The organism is Streptomyces lydicus (assembly GCF_000717345.1).
Taxonomy (GTDB): domain Bacteria; phylum Actinomycetota; class Actinomycetes; order Streptomycetales; family Streptomycetaceae; genus Streptomyces; species Streptomyces lydicus.
Map to the genome: position 1 here is coordinate 14,310 of NZ_JNZA01000011.1, position 20,975 is coordinate 35,284.

The 20,975-nt window shown below is 71.4% G+C and carries 17 protein-coding genes; 5 read left to right on the top strand and 12 right to left on the bottom strand.

Annotated features, from left to right (window positions below; all coding sequences use genetic code 11):
- Positions 1 to 471 precede the first annotated feature (471 nt).
- Both OO62_RS36430 and OO62_RS40530 read left to right on the top strand, forming a co-directional pair.
- On the top strand, positions 472 to 1,155 hold the full coding sequence (locus OO62_RS36430; protein WP_228332675.1) for an MGMT family protein: 684 nt from the start codon (positions 472 to 474) through the stop codon (positions 1,153 to 1,155).
- A complete protein-coding gene (locus tag OO62_RS40530; protein WP_228332552.1) occupies positions 1,079 to 1,303 on the top strand; it encodes a hypothetical protein in 225 nt (74 codons plus the stop codon). The genes OO62_RS36430 and OO62_RS40530 overlap by 77 nt, the downstream gene beginning before the upstream one ends.
- A gap of 123 nt (positions 1,304 to 1,426) precedes the next feature.
- Here OO62_RS40530 and OO62_RS11895 read toward each other — a convergent pair whose 3' ends face one another.
- From OO62_RS11895 to OO62_RS11905, 3 genes are all read right to left on the bottom strand, one after another.
- Positions 1,427 to 2,755: a class I SAM-dependent RNA methyltransferase gene (locus OO62_RS11895; protein WP_033267307.1), complete on the bottom strand. Its 1,329-nt coding sequence runs from the start codon at positions 2,753 to 2,755 to the stop codon at positions 1,427 to 1,429.
- 133 nt (positions 2,756 to 2,888) lie between these two features.
- Positions 2,889 to 4,940, bottom strand: coding sequence for an APC family permease (locus OO62_RS11900; protein ID WP_033267308.1), 2,052 nt, complete (start codon positions 4,938 to 4,940; stop codon positions 2,889 to 2,891).
- Positions 4,941 to 5,131: 191 nt separating this feature from the next.
- The gene (locus OO62_RS11905) at positions 5,132 to 7,120 is read right to left on the bottom strand and encodes an NAD(P)-binding protein (RefSeq protein ID WP_033267309.1); all 1,989 of its coding nucleotides are present in this window, start codon (positions 7,118 to 7,120) and stop codon (positions 5,132 to 5,134) included.
- A gap of 329 nt (positions 7,121 to 7,449) precedes the next feature.
- Between OO62_RS11905 and OO62_RS11910 the strand changes: the two genes are divergently transcribed.
- Positions 7,450 to 8,118 carry a potassium channel family protein gene (locus tag OO62_RS11910; protein ID WP_033267310.1) on the top strand — a complete coding sequence of 223 codons (669 nt, stop codon included), beginning with the start codon at positions 7,450 to 7,452 and terminating at the stop codon, positions 8,116 to 8,118.
- A complete protein-coding gene (locus OO62_RS11915) occupies positions 8,115 to 8,786 on the top strand; it encodes a potassium channel family protein (protein WP_033267311.1) in 672 nt (223 codons plus the stop codon). The genes OO62_RS11910 and OO62_RS11915 overlap by 4 nt, the downstream gene beginning before the upstream one ends.
- 93 nt (positions 8,787 to 8,879) lie before the next feature.
- On the opposite strand, the gene OO62_RS11920 is transcribed toward OO62_RS11915, so the two are convergent.
- The 4 genes from OO62_RS11920 to OO62_RS11935 form a co-directional block, all read right to left on the bottom strand.
- Positions 8,880 to 9,737, bottom strand: coding sequence for a DUF3159 domain-containing protein (locus OO62_RS11920; protein WP_033267312.1), 858 nt, complete (start codon positions 9,735 to 9,737; stop codon positions 8,880 to 8,882).
- Between the two features lie 3 nt (positions 9,738 to 9,740).
- A complete protein-coding gene (locus OO62_RS11925) occupies positions 9,741 to 10,139 on the bottom strand; it encodes an OB-fold nucleic acid binding domain-containing protein (RefSeq protein ID WP_180290177.1) in 399 nt (132 codons plus the stop codon).
- 147 nt (positions 10,140 to 10,286) lie between these two features.
- The gene (locus OO62_RS11930; protein WP_033267314.1) at positions 10,287 to 10,970 is read right to left on the bottom strand and encodes a response regulator; all 684 of its coding nucleotides are present in this window, start codon (positions 10,968 to 10,970) and stop codon (positions 10,287 to 10,289) included.
- 79 nt (positions 10,971 to 11,049) lie between these two features.
- The gene (locus tag OO62_RS11935; RefSeq protein ID WP_033267315.1) at positions 11,050 to 13,605 is read right to left on the bottom strand and encodes a sensor histidine kinase; all 2,556 of its coding nucleotides are present in this window, start codon (positions 13,603 to 13,605) and stop codon (positions 11,050 to 11,052) included.
- Between the two features lie 333 nt (positions 13,606 to 13,938).
- Between OO62_RS11935 and OO62_RS11940 the strand changes: the two genes are divergently transcribed.
- A complete protein-coding gene (locus OO62_RS11940; RefSeq protein WP_033267316.1) occupies positions 13,939 to 14,511 on the top strand; it encodes a GNAT family N-acetyltransferase in 573 nt (190 codons plus the stop codon).
- Between the two features lie 183 nt (positions 14,512 to 14,694).
- On the opposite strand, the gene OO62_RS11945 is transcribed toward OO62_RS11940, so the two are convergent.
- The 5 genes from OO62_RS11945 to kdpB form a co-directional block, all read right to left on the bottom strand.
- Positions 14,695 to 15,690: an aldo/keto reductase gene (locus tag OO62_RS11945; protein ID WP_033267317.1), complete on the bottom strand. Its 996-nt coding sequence runs from the start codon at positions 15,688 to 15,690 to the stop codon at positions 14,695 to 14,697.
- A 66-nt stretch (positions 15,691 to 15,756) separates the two neighbouring features.
- Positions 15,757 to 16,434, bottom strand: a complete 678-nt coding sequence (locus tag OO62_RS11950; RefSeq protein WP_099871622.1) for an ABC transporter ATP-binding protein — start codon at positions 16,432 to 16,434, stop codon at positions 15,757 to 15,759.
- 262 nt (positions 16,435 to 16,696) lie between these two features.
- Positions 16,697 to 17,905 carry an alginate lyase family protein gene (locus OO62_RS11955; RefSeq protein ID WP_033267319.1) on the bottom strand — a complete coding sequence of 403 codons (1,209 nt, stop codon included), beginning with the start codon at positions 17,903 to 17,905 and terminating at the stop codon, positions 16,697 to 16,699.
- 235 nt (positions 17,906 to 18,140) lie between these two features.
- Positions 18,141 to 18,809, bottom strand: a complete 669-nt coding sequence (gene kdpC, locus OO62_RS11960) for a potassium-transporting ATPase subunit KdpC (RefSeq protein ID WP_033267320.1) — start codon at positions 18,807 to 18,809, stop codon at positions 18,141 to 18,143.
- Between the two features lie 20 nt (positions 18,810 to 18,829).
- A complete protein-coding gene (gene kdpB, locus OO62_RS11965) occupies positions 18,830 to 20,944 on the bottom strand; it encodes a potassium-transporting ATPase subunit KdpB (protein WP_106974842.1) in 2,115 nt (704 codons plus the stop codon).
- Positions 20,945 to 20,975: the final 31 nt, after the last annotated feature.

The window sequence follows — 20,975 nt, forward strand, 5'->3', positions numbered from 1 at the left end:
TTTCGACGGCAAGCTGACTCAGAGCGTCCGGAATAGGAAGGCCCTCTTTCCTGCTGGACCTCTGTGGTGATTCAAGTGCGTGCTGCACACGCCGTGAACCTCTGAGGTGGTGAATGTGCGGTCGGGCCGGCGTTCGATCCGACAGCGAGGCCAGGGCTGAGCCGGGAGGGCCGAAGCCCGACCACACATCAGGGGCCATCTGATGCCTCTGCACTGCGTCACCGGAGCCGGCCAGGGCGAAGGAGGACCCTCACGGCGGTCAACTCGGAGCTGTCCAACCACCCGTTCGAGCGCAAGCAGAACCTGCTGAAGAGCAGCCACCTGGAGATGAACTGACGTATCGCCGCTACCGAGCGGTGGGGCGCCCAGGAGATCCTGACCCGCGCCGACGACCTTGCCGAGCGCGCGACCACGCTGTGGCCGGCCCCTCTGCGCGGAATCGGTCGGGCAGAGCGCAGCCGCGACTGGCAGCTGGCCCATCAGGTACTCGCAGCGCTCCCTCACGGCACTTGGACGTCCTACGGCGACCTTGCCGCATTTCTCGGTTCGGGCGCCCAGGCCGTGGGTAACCACCTGGCCGATACCCCGGGCGTGGCCAACGCGTACCGCGTGCTCACCTCCCAGGGCAAAGTCTCCGACGGGTTCCGATGGACGTCCCCGGACGACGAAGGCGACGTCCGCGCCCGGTTGACCGCGGCCGGCATCCGCTTCACGGTCAACGGTGCCGCCGATCCGGCGCAACGCGTCAATGCCGACGATCTCGCCCTCCTGCTCACCGGCGCTGGCGACACCGAGGCGGACGGCGAGGACGCGGCTCAGCGCACCGCACAAGGCCAGGGCGGGGAGACACGCGCCGACCGGTTCTTCCGTCAGCTCGCGGCAGATGACTCCCCCGAGACGGTGGCAGCGGTCCGTTCCCTCCTCCACCGCTGGGAGGAGGGCGGCGGATGGGTCGGCCACGGCACCGGGCAGGTCACCACCAGCGCGTTCCTCATGCTCGGAGAGGCCGGGGCACCAGGCCGTGGCATCTGGCCGCTGACGCTCTACCCGGGCAGCGGGTGGCGGCACGGCGGAGGTGGTGTTCCAGCACCTCGCCGCGCGCGAACCCTTCACCGACCTCGGGCTCCGCGCCGAACTCCTGCAACGCCTCAATGAGCTGAAGGGCGTCGACATCCCCGAGGGAAAGCTGGCGCTGCGTCCCAGCTTCCGTCTTTTCCTCTTGGAGGAAGACCACAACCGCGAACTGCTTGCCGAGACACTCACGTGGTTCCGTCACTGCTGGGACGCTCGGGAGACGGCCTGAGACGTCTGGCGTGGGCTTCAACGAACAGGCGGCTCTGATAGCCCCTTTCCGTACTGGGAACGCGATGCCGGGTCCGCCGCTCGGCAACATCGGCGACCTCTCGTGGTTGGCCGCCATCCCAGGTCAGGCGCCCTTAGCCGCCTTCTCCAGCACCACCACGCACTCCACATGATGCGTCATAGGAAACAGATCAAACGCCCGCATCCGCCGCGGTACGTACCCCGCCTCGCCGAAGTAGTTGAGGTCGCGGGCGAGGGCGGCCGGGTCGCAGGCTACGTAGGCGATGCGGCGGGGGGTGAGGGAGGCGAGGTGGGTGACGGTTTTCTTGCCGGCGCCGGCGCGCGGGGGGTCGAGGACGACGAGGTCGACGTCGGTGATGCCGGTGCGGGGGAGGATCGCGTCGACCTTGCCGTGTTCGATGCGGACGCGGTCGAGGTCGGCGAGGTTGTGGCGGGCGTCCTCGGCGGCGCGCTTGCCGGACTCGATGCCGAGGACCGCGCCCTTGTCGCCGACGCGTTCGGCGAGGGCTCCGGCGAAGAGGCCGACACCGCAGTAGAGGTCGAGGGCCATGTCGCCCTTCTTGGGCATCAGGCCCTGCATGACGGCCTCGACGAGGAGGTCGGCGGCCTTCGGGTGGACCTGCCAGAAGCCGCCGTTGCCGACCCGCCAGGTGCGGCCGGCGGCGCGTTCGCGGACGAAGGGGCGGCCGTGCACGCGGTGGACCTGTTCGTCCTTTTCGCCGATGCGCAGGACGGAGACGGGCTTGTCGAGCTCGACGATCGGGAGGCGGCCGCCGGGGCGGGGGGTGAGGACGACCTGACGGTCGTGCGAGCCGGTGGCGGCGATCGCCTCGACGGTGGCGATCTGGGGCCACTCGCGCTTCTCGATGCCGAGTTCGGAGACCCCGGGGGCGGCGATCATGCAGTGGGTGATGGGCTCGATGTCGTGCGAGCGGTGCTTGCGCAGGCCGGCGCGGCCGTCGGAGTCGACGGCGTACTGCACGCGGGTGCGCCAGGCCGGTACCTCGCCCGGGGCGACCTTGTCGCCGGGGGCGGGCTCGACGGTGCCGTCCCAGCCGGCCGCCTCGGGGGTCAGTCCGGCCAGCCGCATCAGCTGCTCGGCGACCACCTCGCCCTTGAGGCGGCGCTGGGCGCCGGGCTTGGCGTGCTGCCAGTCGCAGCCGCCGCAGCGGCCCGGGCCGGAGAAGGGGCAGGGCGCCTCGACCCGGTCCTTGGAGGGCTCCAGGATCCGTACGGCGTCGGCGCGCAGGAAGCGGGCGCCCTCCTCGCCGTCGGTGACGCGGACGACGACGCGTTCGCCGGGGAGGGCGTGGCGGACGAAGAGGACCTGGCCCTCGTCGGTGCGGGCGATGCAGTGGCCGCCGTGTGCGACCGGGCCGACCTCGACCTCGTACTCCTCGCCGACCAGCGACTTCTTGGGTTCTGCCTGCATGGCGGGAGGGCTCCTGAGGTGGTGGGGCGCGGGGGCGGTGGCCGGCCTCCGGAGGGAGGCCAGCCGTCAAGTCTACGTCCCGCGGTGTGGTGCCCGGGTGCGTGCCCGGCCGGGGCCGGCCGGGCAGGTACCGCTACTTCTTGGTCGCGGCCTTTTCCTTCTTCGGCTGGGCGACCGGGCCGCGGCGCACCGCGCCCGGCGCGTTCCACTCGGCGCGCTTGCGGGCGCGCAGCTTGGCGGCCTCGGAGGAGTCCAGCTGCCAGGGCACCGAGGTGACCATGACGCCCGGGGTGAAGAGCAGGCGGCCCTTGAGGCGGAGAGCGGACTGGTTGTGCAGCAGGTGCTCGTACCAGTGGCCGACGACGTACTCGGGGATGTAGACGGAGACGGCGTCGCGCGGGCTCTCCCGGCGCAGGGACTTGACGTAGTCGATGATGGGGCGGGTGATCTCGCGGTAGGGCGAGGCCAGGACCTTCAGCGGGACCTCGATGCCGCGGCGCTCCCACTCCTCCCGCAGGGCCTTGGTGTCGGCCTGGTCGACGTCCACGCTGACCGCTTCGAGGCTGTCGGAGCGCATCAGCTTGGCGTAGTTCAGGGCCCGGAGCGTGGGCTTGTGGACCTTGGAGACCAGAACGATGGAGTGCACCCGGGAGGGGCGTACGACGTCGTCGTCGAGGGTGTCCTCGGCGGCGATCTCGTCGGCGACCCGGTCGTAGTGGCGGCGGATCGCGGACATGGTGACGAAGAAGATGACCATGCCGAGCAGCGCCACCCAGGCGCCGTGGGTGAACTTCGTCAGCAGGACGACGACGAGGACGAGGCCGGTGAAGAAGGCACCGAAGGCGTTGATGGCGCGCGAGCGGTGCATGCGGTTGCGCTTGGCCGGGTCCTGCTCGCTGCGCAGGTGGCGGTTCCAGTGGCGGACCATGCCGGTCTGGCTGAGCGTGAAGGAGACGAAGACGCCGACGATGTAGAGCTGGATCAGCCGGGTGGAGTCCGCGCCGTAGAGGTAGACGAGGATCGCGGCGGCGCCGGCCAGCAGGACGATGCCGTTGGAGAACGCCAGGCGGTCGCCGCGGGTGTGCAGCTGGCGCGGCAGGTAGCGGTCCTGGGCCAGGATCGAGCCGAGCAGCGGGAAGCCGTTGTAGGCGGTGTTGGCGGCGAGGAACAGCACCAGCGCGGTGGCGGCGGCCAGCACGACGAAGAGGAAGCTGCCCTTGCCGAAGACCGCCTCGGCGACCTGCGAGATGACCGGGTTCTGGGTGTAGCCGGAGCCGATCGGCTTGCCGTGGAGGAGCAGGTCGGTGGCCGGGTTCTCGGCCATCCTGACGTTGGTGGCCATGGCCAGGCCGATGATGCCGCAGAACATGGTGACGGCCAGGCCGCCCATGAGAGCGAGGGTGGTGGCCGCGTTCTTGGACTTCGGCTTGCGGAAGGCGGGCACACCGTTGGAGATCGCCTCGACGCCGGTGAGCGCGGCACAGCCGGAGGAGAAGGCGCGCAGGAGAAGGAAGATGAGCGCGAAGCCGGCCAGGCCGCCCTGTTCGGCGTGGATGGTGTAGTCGGCGGTGGGGGCCTTCATCGTGTCGCCCATGACCACGGCGCGGATGACGCCCCAGGCGATCATGATGAAGACGCCCGCCACGAAGACATAGGTCGGGATCGCGAAGAGCTTCCCGGACTCCTTGACCCCGCGCAGGTTCATCAGCGTCAGCAGAACGATGACGACGACCGCGCAGAGGGTCTTGTGCTCGACGACGAACGGGATCGCCGAGCCCAGGTTCTCGATCCCGGAGGAGATGGAGACCGCGACGGTCAGCACGTAGTCGACCAGCAGGGCGCTGGCGACGGTGAGGCCGGCCTTGGGACCGAGGTTGGTGGTGGCGACCTCGTAGTCACCGCCACCGCTCGGGTAGGCGTGCACGTTCTGCCGGTACGACGCGACGACCGTGAACATCAGCACGACGACCGCGACCGCGATCCACGGGCTGAAGCTGTACGCAGAGACACCCGCGACGGACAGGACGAGCAGCACCTCGCCCGGCGCGTAGGCCACGGAGGAGAGCGGGTCGGAGGCGAAGACGGGGAGTGCGATGCGCTTGGGGAGCAGGGTCTCCCCGAGCCGGTCGCTGCGCAGTGCGCGCCCGATCAAGATCCGTTTGGGCACGTCGGTCAGTTTGGACACCCGAGGATGCTAAGCGCTCGTCAAGGCTCATGCCCAGCCACCATCCGTAACGGTGGTGGGCGGTCCGGCGGGCAGCACGCCGCCGACCTGCCCGTGAACCCAGCTCAGCCCGGGGCCTTTACAGAATCCGCACCTCGTGCGCACCCCGTACGCCGGGGCTTCGGTGGCCCGGCGTGGTGTTCGTCACGTCCTCACCGGCGCGCCCCGGCGCCGGCCGGCCGCGAGCGCCGGGAGTGCAGCTCACCCAGCGCCTGGCGGGTGGCGACCAGCAGCACCCGGTCCTGGGGCCGCAGGACGTAGTCGTTGCCCAGTTCGTGCACGAGGTGGGCCGGTTCGCGTTCCTGGTCCGGCGGCGGGGCGGCCGCGGTGGCCGGTTCCGGGTCGTCGGGCGCGGAGGTGTCCACCGCCAGCACCCGCAGCCAGCCGGGGCGCAGCACCTCGCCGACCGTACGGCCCTCCAGTGCGGCGTGGCCGCGGACCTCGACCCGGGCGACCAGCAGCACCCGCCGCTCGACGGGAATGGCGCCGAGGATCTGCCGGCCCATCATCGCGCCGGCGAAGGCGGGCGCGGCCAGGAACGAGGTGCTGCGGCTGCGGGTCAGCGCCCGCGGGTGCGCGGCGCGCAGGGTTCGGTACACGGCGGTGGCGAACCGGTCGTCGAACAGCCGGAGCGTGACCCGCAGCTGCGGCTTGACCGAGCGGGCGTAGAGCGCGGCCTCCAGGTTGGTGGTGTCCTCGCTGGTCAGGGCGAGCAGGCCGGCCGCCCGCTCGATCATCGCGGCCTCCAGGACCCCTTCCTGTGTGACGTCCCCCAGGACGGTCGGCACCCGCAGCCGCCGGGCGAGCGCGATGCCCCGCGCCTCCGGGTCCGCCTCGATGCACACGACGGGGATGCCCATCTCGTGCAGCCGGGCCAGGACCCGGGTGCCGACCTTGCCGAGGCCGAGCAGCACCACGTGCCCCGACAGCCCGCGCGGCGGCCGCCGCAGCGCCGAGGCACTGCGGAAGGTGCCCAGCCCCTCGAACGCCGCCGCGACCAGCACCGGCAGCAGCAACAGCCCGGTCAGCCCGGACAGCAGCTGGAGGATCTTGCGGGGCAGCGGCGCGTCGATCGCCGGATCGTTGATCGCGAAAAGGTCCAGCAGCGTGAGGTAGGCGGCGTGCACCGGGTTCTCGCCGATGGTGATCCAGGAGGCGACGGCCAGCGCCAGCACCGCACCGACGACGCCGGCCAGCGACCAGCGCAGCCGCCGGGAGAAGAGCGAGGCGAGCGGCGCGCCCCGGCCGCGCAGCCCGCGGCGGCGCACCGGCCGCCCCGTGTAGGAGACGGTCTCCAGCACGACGGTGCCGCAGCCGACGGCCTCCGCCGCCGCGGCGTCGTCCGGCAGCAGGACCGGCCCCTCGTCGCCGGCTGCCGGCCGCGGCGCGTCGGCCGGGTGCCCGGCGGCCGCGGGGTCGCTGGCGGAGGCGGAGAGCAGCGCGAGGGTGCACAGACCGGGATCGCCCGGCCGGCCCGGGGGCACCGGGGTGCGCTCCACGGCTCGCAGCAGCAGCCCGTCCGCCTCGATGACCTTGCTGGTGCCGGCGACCGCGGTGGCCGCCAGGGCGGGGGCGACGGTGTCCGCGTCGGACAGCACGGTCGTGGAGGCGTCGATTCCGGAATCGACGTCGTCCGACGCGCCGTCGGCCTCCCCGGCGCCCTGCGCCGCGACCGCCGCGGCCTGGTCCAGCAACTCCTCCAGGTGCTGGCCCAGTTTGCGGTTGTAGAGGCGGATGACCAGCCGCAGCCGGGGGTTGAGCCGGCGGGCCCGCAGCGCCGCGTGGATGTTGAGTTCGTCGTCGTCATAGACCAGGGCCAGGGCCTCCGCCCCGGCGACGCCCGCCTCGCTCAGCGCCACGTCGTCCGGCTGCGCCGACTCCAGGATCCGTACGGTCTCCTCCGGGACCTCGCCGGTGCCGTCGGCGGGCGCCTCGGACGGCAGCGGCCCGGTGCGCGTCATCGCCGCCGAGACCCTGCCGAGCAGAGCGGTGGCCCGGTCGAGGGCGCGGGACGGCGGGGGGATCCGGGGGCGGTGCGGCTCCCGGGCGGAGGGGACGACCAGCGTCACCCGTTCGCCGTAGACGTCCCGGAGCTCGGCGGCGAGCCGGTGCGCGAGCGCATCGTCGCCACAGACCACCATGTGCGGTGCGGAATAGCCCTGTTGAGGCTGGAGAGGCAGGTTGGGCACACCTCGTAGCGTGCCTTACGGGCGTCCCACGGCGCAGCCCGGCGTGCGAAGCCGTCGTGCGGCCGGGTCGGGCCGCATCCGATCAGCGCCTACCGCGCCCCCTACGGCACGCGGCATTACGGCTACGGTTGTACCGGACCACGGTGCGCCCAGCGCTCCCGCTGCCGCGCCCGGTCCGTGTCGCGAGCTCGGGCTTCGTGTCGCCGGTACTGGGAGAAGAAAGTAGTGAGCAGGGTGTTTGTGCAGGTCAGCGCGCTAGTACAGGGCACGGGGTAATCAGCATGCACATCGTCATCATGGGGTGCGGGCGGGTGGGCTCCGCGCTCGCGCAGACCCTGGAGAGCCAGGGTCACACCATCGCGGTGATCGACCAGGACCCGACCGCGTTCCGTCGCCTCGGCTCCTCGTTCGGCGGGCGCCGGGTGACCGGCGTCGGCTTCGACCAGGACACCCTGCGCGAGGCGGGCATCGAGGAGGCGGGTGCCTTCGCGGCCGTCTCCAGCGGTGACAACTCCAACATCATCGCCGCCCGGGTGGCCCGCGAGATGTTCGGCGTCGAGAACGTCGCGGCCCGCATCTACGACCCGCGCCGTGCCGAGGTCTACCAGCGCCTGGGCATCCCCACCGTCGCCACCGTCCGCTGGACGGCCGACCAGATGCTGCGCCGGCTGCTGCCGTCGGGCGCCGAGCCGCTGTGGCGGGACCCGAGCGGTGCCGTTCAGCTCGCCGAGGTGCACACCTCCCCCGCCTGGGTCGGGCACAAGATCAGCAAGCTGCAGGAGGAGACCGGCGTCCGCGTCGCGTTCCTCACCCGGCTGGGTGAGGCGATGCTGCCGACCTCGCAGACGGTGCTGCAGGAAGGCGACCTGGTGCACGTCATGATGCGCACCGATGAGGTCGAGAAGGTCGAAGCGGCATTCGCCACGGGTCCCGAGGAGGCGCACGCATGAGGGTCGCGATTGCGGGTGCCGGCGCGGTGGGTCGTTCCATCGCCGGCGAACTCCTCGAAAACGGTCACGAGATCCTGCTCATCGACAAGGCGCCGACCGCCATCTCGGTCGAGCGGGTGCCGCTGGCGGAGTGGCTGCTGGCCGACGCCTGTGAGATCACCTCGCTCGACGAGGCGGCGCTGCAGCGCTGCAACGTCGTGATCGCGGCGACCGGCGACGACAAGGTCAACCTGGTCGTCTCGCTGCTCGCCAAGACCGAGTACGGGGTGCCCCGGGTGGTCGCCCGGGTCAACAACCCGAAGAACGAGTGGCTGTTCAACGAGGCGTGGGGCGTGGACGTCGCGGTGTCGACGCCGCGTCTGATGTCGGCGCTGGTCGAAGAAGCGGTGAGCGTCGGCGACCTGGTACGGCTGCTGCGCTTCAGCCACGGCGACGCCAACCTCGTCGAGCTGACGCTGCCGCCCGAGGCCGCACTGGCCGGCACCCGGGTCGGGGACGTGGCATGGCCCGAGGACACCTCGCTGGTCACCATCATCCGCGGCACGCGGGTGCTCACGCCCAGCAAGGACGACGTGCTGGAGGCCGGCGACGAGCTGCTGTTCGTCGCGGCGCAGTCGCGCGAGGAGCAGCTCGAGGACCTGCTGTCGGTGCGGCGCGAGGAGTCGTGACGCCGGACTGACGCCGAGCACGCGCCGGGGCCCGGGAACCGTACGGTTCCCGGGCCCCGGCGCGTCGGTGTCGGTACGTCCGCCGCGGCTGCCTCAGCGGCGGTGGCGCGGCCCCTGCGGGCGCTCCGCGGCGGCCTCGGCCACCACGTCCCCGTAGAGGTCGTCGGTGACCCGGTCGAGTGCCTCGCGCTCGATGCGGCGGCGCTCCTGCGCCTCCTCCTCGGCCTTCTCCTTCGCCTCCATCTCGGCGAAGACGTCGATCGGCGGCGGCGCCTTCACCAGGAAGACCCAGGTGAGGTAGACCGCGAGCAGGAACGGCGGGATCTTCAGCGCGATCAGCACCCAGCCGAGCTGGGTGGTGTCCGCCCACCAGTACAGGGGGAAGAGGATCGCGCACTTGGCGAGCAGGATCAGCCCCCAGGCCAGGCTGGCCTTGGCGTACGCCTTCTTGCGGCCCGGGTTGCGGGTGCGCCAGGAGAGGTTCTCCTTGAACACCGGCCCCAGGATCAGCCCGATCAGCGGGACACCGGCGAGCGTGGTGACGAGGTACGCCACCGCGAGGCCGAGGGTGTAGAGCATGCCCGGCAGGTAGAAGTCCTTGGCGTTGCCGGTCATCATCGCGAAGACCACGCCGAAGGCCACCCCGAAGACGCCGCTGAAGGCGTGCTTGACGGTGTCCTTGCGGATCAGCCGGACGGCGGTCAGCACCAGCGAGACCGCCAGCGCGGCGATCGCCGAGACGTGCAGGTCCTTGTTGACCGTGAAGATCGCCACGAACAGCAGGCCGGGGACCACGGTCTCCACCATGCCGCGGACGCCGCCGAACGCCTCGAAGAGCGCGGCCTCGGTCACCTGTCTGCCGTCGGCGCCGGGCCCCGGCGCGGGGTCTGCGGCAGCGGCCGGTCGGTGCGGGCCTTCTGCGTCAGTGGTCGGTCGGTCGTGAGACGTCACCGGCTACTCCTGTCCGAGCGGTCGGAGTTCGTACTTCGGATTGAAGAGCACCCGGCGTCCGTGGCTCAGGGAGACCCGGCCCGAGGCGATGAGCTTACGGCCCGGCTCGATCCCGACGATGGAGCGGCGGCCGAGCCACACCACGTCGAGCGCCGCGGAGCCGTCGAACAGCTCCGCCTCGAGCGCGGGCACACCGGCGCGGGGCCGCAGCGTGACGTGCCGCAGGGTGCCGGTGACCTTCACTATCTGGCGGTCGTCGCAGTCGCAGATGCGGGTGCACCCCGCGTTCTGCGCATCCTGCTGCAGCTCGGCGGACTGCAACTCCTCCTCGGAGGAGGACAGCCTGTCGAGCATCCGGCGGAAGCGACCGGCCGGCTTCTCGGGTCGGGTACCAGCACTCATGAACCCAGCGTACCGGTGGCCGGGCCGCGCAATCACGGCGTCCACAGGGACTTCGTACGCGGCTGACAACCCCGCGGGCGCCGCCTTTCGGGACGCCACGGCCCGAAACGGTCCGTCCCGGTCCGCCGCCCGCACCGCCCCGCCGCCTCACTGCTCGAAGCGGTACCCCATCCCCGGCTCGGTGATGAAGTGCTTCGGGTGGGAGGGGTCGCTCTCCAGTTTGCGGCGGAGCTGGGCCATGTAGACCCGCAGGTAGTTGGTCTCGGTGCCGTACGAGGGCCCCCAGACCTCCTGGAGGAGCTGCTTCTGGCTGACCAGCCGGCCGGCGTTGCGGACCAGGACCTCCAGCAGGTGCCACTCGGTCGGGGTGAGCCGGATGTCCCGGCCGCCGCGGTTGACCTTCTTGGCGGCGAGGTCGACGGTGAAGCCCTCGGTCTCCACGATCACCTCGTCGTCAGCCGGCCCGGTCGGCTCGGCACGGCGCACCGCCGCCCGCAGCCGGGCCAGCAGCTCGTCCATCCCGAACGGCTTGGTGACGTAGTCGTCCGCCCCGGCGTCCAGCGCCTCCACCTTCTCGTCGGAGGTCTGCCGCGCGGAGAGCACCAGGATCGGCACCCGCGTCCAGCCCCGCAGCCCCCTGATCACCTCGACGCCGTCCATGTCGGGCAGGCCGAGGTCGAGGACGACCACATCGGGGTGGCGGGCCGCGGCGAGCTTGAGGGCGGTGGCCCCGTCGGGGGCCGCGTCGACCTCGTACTTGCGGGCTTTCAGGTTGATCACGAGGGCGCGGACGATCTGCGGCTCGTCATCGACCACAAGCACCCGGTTCACTGGCGTTCTCCTCGTGGTGTCGTGTCCCGGCGGGCCGGGCCCGCGGGGCGTGGGGTGAGTGCGGTCCGTACGGGCCGGCTCATGTCGTGGCCTGGGCCGGCAGGTCGGGCCGCACCGGGGTCCGGCCGGCCGCGGCCCGGAGGGTGAGGACCATGGTCATGCCGCCTCCGGGGGTGTCCTCGGCGGCGAGCGTGCCGCCCATCGCCTCCGCGAAACCGCGCGCCACGGCCAGGCCCAGGCCGACGCCGGCGCCGCGCGGCACATCTCCGTAGCGCTGGAACGGCTCGAAGATCCGGTCCTTGGCACTGTCGGGGACGCCCGGGCCGCGGTCGGCGATCCGCAGTTCCACCCGGTCGCCGAGCGCGCTGGCCGCGACCAGCACCCCCTCGCCGTCCGGGCTGTACTTCACGGCGTTCTCGACGAGGTTGGCGACCGAACGTTCCAGCAGCCCCGGATCGACCGCGACCATCGGCAGCTCCTCGGGGATGTCGAGGGTGACGCTGTCCTCCGGTACGCCGCCCAGCGCCATCGGCACCACCTCGTCGAGGTCGATCTCGCGGATCAGCGGGGTGACCGTGCCGGTCTGCAGCCGGGACATGTCCAGCAGGTTGCCGACCAGGTGGTCCAGCCGGTCCGCGCCCGCCTCGATGCCGGCCAGCAGCTCCGCCTCGTCCTCCGGGGACCAGGCGACGTCGTCGGAACGCAGGGAGGTGACGGACGCCTTGATGCTCGCCAGCGGGGTGCGCAGATCGTGGCTGACCGCGGCCAGCAGTGCCGTCCTGATGCGGTTGCCCTCGGCCAGCTCCCGGGCCCGTTCCGCCTCGCCGACCAGCCGCTGCCGGTCCAGCACGACGGCCGCCTGGGCGGCGAACGCGGCCAGTACCCTGCGGTCCTCGGCGGGCAGCACCCGCCCGGTCAGCGCCAGCGCCATGTGGTCGCCCACCGGCATGTCGACGTCCGCGTCCTCGGGGCGCAGCAGCGGACGGGACTCGTTCAGGCCGCCGACCCGGCCCGCGCAGGTCCACGGGTCGACGTCGCTGCTGCGCTCCAGCAGTGCCACGGTGTCCATGCCGAAGGTCTCCCGCACCCGCTCCAGCAGCGCGGTCAGCGTCGTCTCGCCGCGCAGCACGCTGCCCGCCAGGAAGGAGAGGATCTCCGACTCCGCGCGCAGCCTGGCGGCCTGGTGCGTGCGGCGGGCGGCGAGGTCCACCACCGAGGCGACGGACACCGCCACCGCGAAGAAGATCACGATCGCGACGATGTTCTTCGGGTCGCTGACCGTGAGGGTGTGGGTCGGCGGCGTGAAGTAGAAGTTCAGCAGCAGCGAGCCGACGGCGGCCGACGCGAGCGCCGGGAGCCGCCCGCCGAGCAGCGCCGCGACGACGGTCAGGAACAGGAAGAGCAGCACGTCATTGGCCAGCCCGGGACCGTTCTCGATGCCGGTCAGCAGCAGCGACAGCAGCGCGGGGCCGGCCACCCCGACGAGCCAGCCGGCGATGATCCGGGCCCGGCCGAGCCGTGCACCGCGGGTCACCGGCAGCCCCCGGCCCTTGGCGACCTCCTCGTGCGTGACGATGTGCACGTCGAGGTCGGGCCCGGAGTCGCGGGCCACCGTCGCGCCCACGCCCGGTCCGAAGACGTACTGCCAGGTCTTGCGGCGGCTGGACCCCAGCACGATCTGGGTGGCGTTCACCCCGCGGGCGAACTCCAGCAGCGCACTCGGTATGTCGTCCCCGATGACGTGGTGGAACGTCCCGCCCAGATCCTCCACCAGGGTCCGCTGGACGGCGAGTTCCTTCGGTGAGGCCGAGGTCAGCCCGTCGCTGCGCGCTATGTAGACGGCGAGCACCTCGCTGCCCGAGCCCTTGGCCGCCATCCGGGCCGCGCGGCGGATGAGCGTACGGCCCTCCGGCCCGCCGGTCAGCCCGACGACGATGCGTTCGCGCGCCTGCCAGGTCGAGCGGATCGAATGCTCCGCGCGGTACTCCTGCAGATACTCGTCGACGCGGTCGGCGACCCAGAGCAGCGCCAGTTCGCGCAGCGCGGTGAGGTTGCCCGGCCGGAAGTAGTTGGAGAGGGCGGCGTCCACCTTGTCGGACTGGTAGATGTTGCCGTGCGCCATCCGCCGGCGGATCGCCTGTGGCGACATGTCGACCAGCTCGATCTGGTCGGCCCTGCGGACGACCTCGTCGGGCACGGTCTCGCGCTGCCGCACACCCGTTATCGACTCGACGACGTCCCCGAGCGACTCCAGATGCTGGATGTTCACCGTCGAGATCACATGGATCCCGGCCTCCAGCAGCACCTCGATGTCCTGCCAGCGCTTCTCGTGGCGCGAACCGGGCACGTTGGTGTGGGCCAGCTCGTCGACCAGCGCGACGGCCGGTTTGCGTGCCAGGACGGCGTCCACGTCCATTTCGGTGAACCGGGTGCCGCGGTAGTCCAGCTCCCGCCGCTGGATCTGCTCCAGGCCGTGCAGCATGACCTCGGTGCGGGGCCTGCCGTGGTGCTCGACGAACGCCACCACGGCGTCCGTTCCCCGCTCCACGCGCCGGTGCGCCTCGGACAGCATCGCGTACGTCTTGCCGACGCCCGGTGCCGCGCCGAGATATATCCGTAGCTTGCCGCGTGCCATGGCCCCATTGTCTTACGTGAAGGCCGCCCCCACCGGGCTGGACCTGCTGCGACCCTACCGACCGCTCAAGGGGACAAAAGCCTCAGGTGACGACTTCGGGCCCGGTCTTGACGCGACTCTGATACGGGGCCCGGACGGGGCGGCGCGACGGCGCTCAGGGGCCGCACGGGCCCGGCCGGACCCGCCCGGACCCGGCCGGGCGGGAGCGGGCTGAGCCGCCGACACCACCCGTAACGGCAGTGCGGCATACGGGTGGCCGCCCCCGGGCCGGATGGCCGGATGGCCGGAAAAATGGCATCGCCCCGTGCCGGTGCGGCTGCCACCATGCCCCATATGACCGAGGCTCATCCGACAGCACCGGCGATGCCCCGCCCGGCGGGCGTACGCCTCCTCCACACCGCCGACCTCGACCCCGCCACCCGCACGGCGGCCCGTGCCCTTCTCCACGATGTCTTCGACGACATGACCGCCGAGGACTGGGAGCACGCCCTCGGGGGTCTGCACGCCCTCGTCCACGAGGACGGTGAACTCGTGGGGCACGCGTCCGTGGTCCAGCGCCGTCTGCTGCACCGCGGCCGGGCGCTGCGCTGCGGTTACGTGGAGGGCGTGGGCGTACGCGCGGACCGGCGCGGCCGGGGCCACGGCGCGGCCCTGATGGGCGCGCTGGAGCCGGTGATCCGCGGCGGCTACGACCTCGGGGCACTCGGCGCCTCCGACGAGGCCGCCACCTTCTACGCGGCCCGCGGCTGGCAGCTCTGGCGCGGCCCCTCCTGGGCCTTCACCCCGAACGGCACCCGGCGCACCGCCGAGGAGGACGGCTGCCTCTACGTCCTCCCCACCCCCGCCGCTCCCCTCGACCTGGACGCCGACCTCACCTGCGACTGGCGCGACGGCGACGTCTGGTGACCAGGGGAGCCGCCGGCCCGCCAGTGGCGGGTGACCGAGAGCCGTGGGCGACCGCGGCCCCGGGGCGACGGGTGACCGAGGGCCGTGCGCGACCGGGGTCCCGGGGCGACGGGTGACCGAGGGCCGTGCGCGACCGGGGTCCCGGATGACCGGGACCGCCGGTGACCAGCGGCAGGTGCGGTCTCAGAGCAGGGTGGCGCCCTCGATCCGGGTCTCCTTCAGGATCGCCGCCAGCCGGTCGAGTACCTCCTGCGGCAGCGTGATCCGTGCCGCGGCCAGGTTCTCCTCGATGTGCGCCGGCGTGCGGCTTCCCGGGATCGGTACGACCTGCGGATCCTGGTGCAGCAGCCACGCCAGGGCGAGCTGGGCCGGCGCGATGCCCAGTTCCTCGGCGATCCCGCGCACCGGCGCGAACCGGTCCTGGTTCCTCTGCTGGTTCGCCGCGTCGAAGCGCGGCATGTTCTGCCGGAAGTCCCCCTCCTTCACCTCGCCGACCTGACCGGTCAGGAACCCGGCGCCCAGCGGCGACCAGGCCACCACCCCGACACCCAACTCCCGTGCGGCCGCGAGCAGTTCCTCGTCCACCGGCCGCCACATCGACCATTCGGTCTGCACGGCGGCCACCGGGTGCACCGCGTGCGCGGCCCGTAGTTGTTCCGCCGTCACATTGGACAGCCCGAGCCGGCGCACCAGCCCCGCCCCGATCAGCTCGGCGACCGCCCCGACGGTCTCCGCGAGCGGCACCTGCGGATCCGGAAAGTGCGGGTAGTACAGATCGATCCGGTCGGTCCCCAGCGCACGGAGGCTGGCCTCCGCATAACCGCGCACGTACTTCGGATCCGCGTTGACCGCCAGTTCCCCGAAGGCGAACCCGACGGGAAAGCGGTGCGCCTCGGCGCCCTCGGGGATCCGGAAGCCGAACTTGGTCGCGATCACGATCTCGTCGCGCCGCCCGCGCAACGCCTTGCCGATCAGGCGCTCGTTGTGCGCCTCCTCCCCGTAGCCGTCGGATGTGTCGAAGAACGTGGCTCCGGCGTCGAGCGCGGCGTGCAGGGCCCGCTCGGCACGCTCGTCGTCGATCTCGCCGTACATCCCGGGGGACAGCACCATCGCGCCGAAGCCGAGCGCGGAGACCTCAAGACTCCCGAGAGAGCGCGAAGGCAGAGCATTCTCAGTCATTGCGGCAGATTGCCACAGCCGCATCGGGAGTGAAGGCCCCTTCAGCAGGCGCCGCCCCGGCGGGGATCAGCTCGCCGGCTGTTCCGTGATCAGACCGTCGTTCAGTTCCAGTACGCGGTCGGCGAGTCTGAGCAGGTTGGGGTCGTGGGTGGCCACGAGGGCGGTCACGGCCTCGCTGCGGACGACGGCGCGCAAAAGCTCCATCACCTCCATACCGGTGTCGGCGTCCAGTTGGCCGGTCGGTTCGTCGGCGAGCAGCAGGGAGGGGCGATTGGCGAGCGCGCGGGCTATGGCGACGCGCTGCTGCTGGCCGCCGGACAGTTCGCCGGGGCGCTGCTCGACGTGATCGGCGAGGCCCACCAGGGACAGCAGCAGTGCGACGCGCTCTTCGCGCTCGCGCGGGGGAACCTTGCGCAGCCGCAGCGGCACTCCGACGTTCTCCGCGGCGCTGAGTATCGGTATCAGCCCGAAGGACTGGAACACGAAACCTATGCGGTCGCGCCGCATCCGCAGCAGTTCGCTCTCGCCGAGACCGGCGAGCGGCGTCCCGTCGACGGTGATCCGGCCGGAGTCCGGGGTGTCCAGGCCGCCGATGAGGTTGAGCAGCGTGGTCTTGCCGGAACCGGAGCGGCCGCGCAGCGCCACCAGTTCGCCGCGCGGGACCCGGCAGCACACCCCGCGCAGGGCGTGTACGGCGCCGGCGTCGCTGCCGTAGCGCCGGTGCAGGTCCTCGACGACGACCATGGCCTCACCTGTCGGCGCACCGGCGTCGGCCGGCCGGCGCTCCGCGGTGGTGCTGCCCGTCGCACTTCCCCCGCCGTTCATGATGTCCCCCACTCCCCCGGCTATGTCGTGTCAACTGCCCGCGCAGAGCGACACGTTGGCCCGGCCGGCGCGAGGTGATCCGCCCCGCGTTGCCTGCCGGTTGCGTCAGTATGCGTACCGCGCGGTTCGGCAGGCAACGCCTGTGGAAAACTCTCGGACCGGGCCCGGAGCGCCCGTGTGATCAGCTCGGATTCTCCGCGTGGGTGAGGGTCTCCCAGCCGACGAAGAGGTTGTTGGAGCCGGACGGGCGCCGGCCTTCGGTCAGCTGCTGCGTGTGGGGCATGTCGTAGTGCAGCCGGTTGTGCAGGGCGTTGTAGCCGACCTCGGTGACCGGGCCCAGGCCGCGTTTGACGCTGCCGCCGCAGAGCCACGAGGGAGGGGCGGTGCCCAGCTCGTAGGTGGCCTGGAAGCCGAGGGCGTGGCGCAGCCGGTCGGCGACCTCCGGGTAGAGGTCCTGGCCCTGGAGACGGGTGGTCTCGGCGATGTGCGAGAGGGCCGACAGGCCGTATCCGGTGTGGGTGAAGTCGCGGCAGGTCTCCTGGGTGAGGCCGTCGACGAAGGTGGTCTGGCCCTGCCAGTACTTGATGATCTTGTCGCGGGTGTTCAGGCCGCTGCCCGGTGCGGTCTTCGGCAGGTCACCGTCGGACTTCAGATAGATGTACGCGGGGACCCGGGCGCGGAAGGTCGCGACGGCCCTGTCGTAGGCGGACTTGTCCTCCAGGAAGACGGAGATGCCGACGGCCGCCTCCATCATGCTCAGCTCCCAGTTCCCGTTGCTCCGGGAGCCGTTGATGACTTTCGGGAGATAGACGTTGCGCAGCATGCCGGCGAAGCGGTCGACGCGGTCCTTCGGCCAGCCGTTGTAGGTGTAGCGGATGATCTCGGCGGCGCGGGGCCAGGAGGAGCCGGCCCAGCCGGTCTGCAGGGGTGCGTTGCTGTTGGTGTGGTCCTCGATGGTGGCGGACCAGGCGTCCATGACCTGGATCGCCTTGTCGGCGTACCTGGGGTCGCGGGTGACGTACCAGGCCAGGGAGAGCGTGTAGGCGGCGAGCGCGTCCTCGCGTTCGTCCGTGCAGCCGTGATTGGGGTCGGAGTACGAGCCGCATTCGACCACGGCGCGGGGCTTGGGGGTGCGGGAGAGCGAGGCGTACTTGCTCGCCATCATGGCGTCGAAGGCGCCCTTCCAGGGCTGGGCACCGGAGTTGACCTTGCTGCGGGCGAGGTCGAGCTGGGCGGTGCCGACGAGGACGCCGGGGTGGGTGAACGTCGCCGGTGCCGCGGCGGGGGGCCTGGTGGCGGCCGGTGCCGCGCTGGAGGGGGCGCCTATGAGCAGGCCGGCTGCCAGGGCGCCGATCAGCGCGCCGACAGCGAGGGTGGATTTTCTGCGCATGGGGGGTGGATGCCTTCCTGTAGAGAGGCTCGGCGAAACGGGAGCTGTTCTCGTACATGAACGACAGGCGTCGATATGAACACCTGTGATGGCTGGGGAACGTAAGGGCAAGCCATCGCGGCGTCAAGACGCAGCGCCGGAACCGGTGTTCGGCGCGGTGCGGCGGGGCAACAGGAGAGCGGCCCCCGGGAGGGTTCTCCCGGGGGCCGCCCGTCGTGCCGCGTGCGGTGGGCGGTCAGCCCGTGCCCTGCCGGTGTGTCAGGTCCTTCAGGGCGATGTTCAACTCCAGGACGTTCACCCGCGGTTCGCCCAGGAAGCCGAGCGTGCGGCCGTCGGTGTGGTCCTCGACCAGTCGGCGCACCCGGTCGGCGGGCAGACGGTTCTCCTTGGCGACCCGGTCGGCCTGGAGCCGCGCGTACGCCGGGGAGATGTCCGGGTCCAGGCCGGAGCCGGAGGACGTCACCGCGTCCGCCGGCACCTGTGACAGCGGGACGCCGTACGTCTCGCTGACCCACTTCTTGCGCTCCCCCACCGCCTTGACGAGGTCGGTGTTGGTGGCGCCCAGGTTGGTGGCACCGGAAACCTGGAGGTCGTAACGGGTGTTGACCTCGTTGGTCCGGTTGCTGCCCAATCCGGCCGACGGGCGCGGCTGGAAGAACCTCAGATCGGGAACCGGCTCGCCCTTCTTGTCCGTTCCCTTGTCGTAGCGCTGGCCGAGCAGCGACGATCCGACGACCTTGCCGTGGGAGGTCACCTCGGACCCGTTGGCCCTGCCGGGGAAGGCCGCCTGCGCCACCCCGGTGACCAGCAGCGGGTAGAGGACGCCGCAGACCACGGTCAGGACGAGAAGGGCGCGCAGTCCTGCCCCGAGCAACCGGGCGGTGTTGCGTACCGAGTTGTTCATATCGGTCACCAGCTCCTGAATCAGTGCAGTCCGGGGAGGAGGGAAATGAGCAGATCGATGAGCTTGATACCGATGAACGGGGCGATCAGGCCGCCGAGCCCGTAGACGGCGAGGTTGCGGCGCAGCATCCGGTCGGCGCTGACCGGGCGGTACTGCACGCCCCTGAGCGCGAGCGGCACCAGCGCGATGATGATCAACGCGTTGAAGATGATCGCCGACAGGATCGCGGAGTTGGGGCTGGACAGCCGCATGATGTTGAGGGCGTCAAGGCCCGGGTAGGCCACCGCGAACATCGCCGGGATGATCGCGAAGTACTTCGCGACGTCGTTGGCGATCGAGAAGGTGGTCAACGCTCCACGGGTGATCAGCAGTTGCTTGCCGATCTCGACGATCTCGATGAGCTTGGTCGGGTTGGAGTCGAGGTCGACCATGTTGCCGGCCTCCTTGGCGGCCGACGTACCGGTGTTCATCGCCACGCCCACGTCCGCCTGGGCCAGCGCCGGGGCGTCGTTGGTGCCGTCGCCGGTCATCGCGACGAGCTTGCCGCCGGCCTGCTCGCGCTTGATCAGCGCCATCTTGTCCTCGGGCGTGGCCTCCGCGAGGAAGTCGTCCACACCCGCCTCGTCGGCGATGGCCTTGGCCGTCAGCGGGTTGTCACCCGTGATCATGACGGTCTTGATGCCCATCTTGCGCAGCTCGACGAAGCGTTCGCGCATGCCGTCCTTGACGACGTCCTTCAGGTGGATGACGCCCAGGACGCGCGGACCGCGCTCGTCCTCCAACGCGACCAGCAGCGGGGTGCCGCCGGCCTGCGAGATGGTGTCGGTGAGCTGCTGGGCGTCGTCGGCGACGCTGCCGCCGCGCTCCTTCACCCAGGCGATGACCGAACCGGACGCGCCCTTACGGATCTTGCGACCGTCGACGTCCACCCCGGACATCCGGGTCTGGGCGGTGAACGGGACCCACTCGGCCCCGACCAGTTCGCCCTGGTGGCGCTCGCGCAGGCCGTACTTCTCCTTGGCCAGGACGACGATGGAGCGGCCCTCAGGGGTCTCGTCGGCCAGTGAGGACAGCTGGGCGGCGTCCGCGACCTCGGCCTCGGTGGTGCCGCGTACGGGCACGAACTCGGCGGCCTGCCGGTTGCCGAGGGTGATGGTGCCGGTCTTGTCGAGCAGCAGCGTGGAGACATCGCCGGCCGCCTCGACGGCGCGCCCGGACATGGCCAGGACGTTGCGCTGGACGAGCCGGTCCATCCCGGCGATGCCGATGGCCGAGAGCAGCGCGCCGATCGTCGTCGGGATCAGGCAGACCAGCAGCGCGAGCAGCACGATCATGGGCTGCTCGGCGCCCGCGTAGATCGCGAACGGCTGGAGGGTGACGACCGCCAGAAGGAAGACGATGGTGAGCGAGGCGAGCAGGATGTTCAGCGCGATCTCGTTGGGGGTCTTCTGCCGGGCGGCCCCCTCGACGAGATTGATCATCCGGTCGATGAAGGTCTCACCGGGCTTCGTCGTGATCTTGATGACGATGCGGTCGGAGAGCACCTTCGTGCCGCCGGTGACGGCGGAGCGGTCACCGCCCGACTCGCGGATCACCGGAGCCGATTCACCGGTGATCGCCGACTCGTCCACCGACGCCACGCCCTCGACGACGTCGCCGTCACCGGGAATGATGTCGCCGGCCTCGCAGACGACCAGGTCACCGATACGCAGTGCGGTGCCGGGGACCTGCTCCTCGGCACCGCCGTCCTGGGACAGCCGGCGCGCCACGGTGTCGGTCTTGGCCTTGCGCAGGGTGTCGGCCTGCGCCTTGCCGCGCCCCTCGGCCACCGCCTCCGCCAGGTTGGCGAAGAGGACGGTCAGCCACAGCCAGGCGGCGATCGCCCAGCCGAACCAGTCCGAGGGGGACGTGACAGCGAAGAGCGTGGTCAGTACGGAGCCGACCTCGACCACGAACATCACAGGGGACTTGACCATCACCCGCGGGTCGAGCTTGCGTATCGCGTCCGGGAGGGACGTGACCAGCTGCCGGGGGTCGAAGAGGCCGCCGCCCACCCGGCCGTCGCCGGGCCTGTGCCCGCTGGGAACGTCCTGGTGCGGAGCGCGGGTCGGGGTAGCTGTCGAGCTGGAAGCCATGGAGCCGGGCTCCTCCGGTTTCACGGGGGCG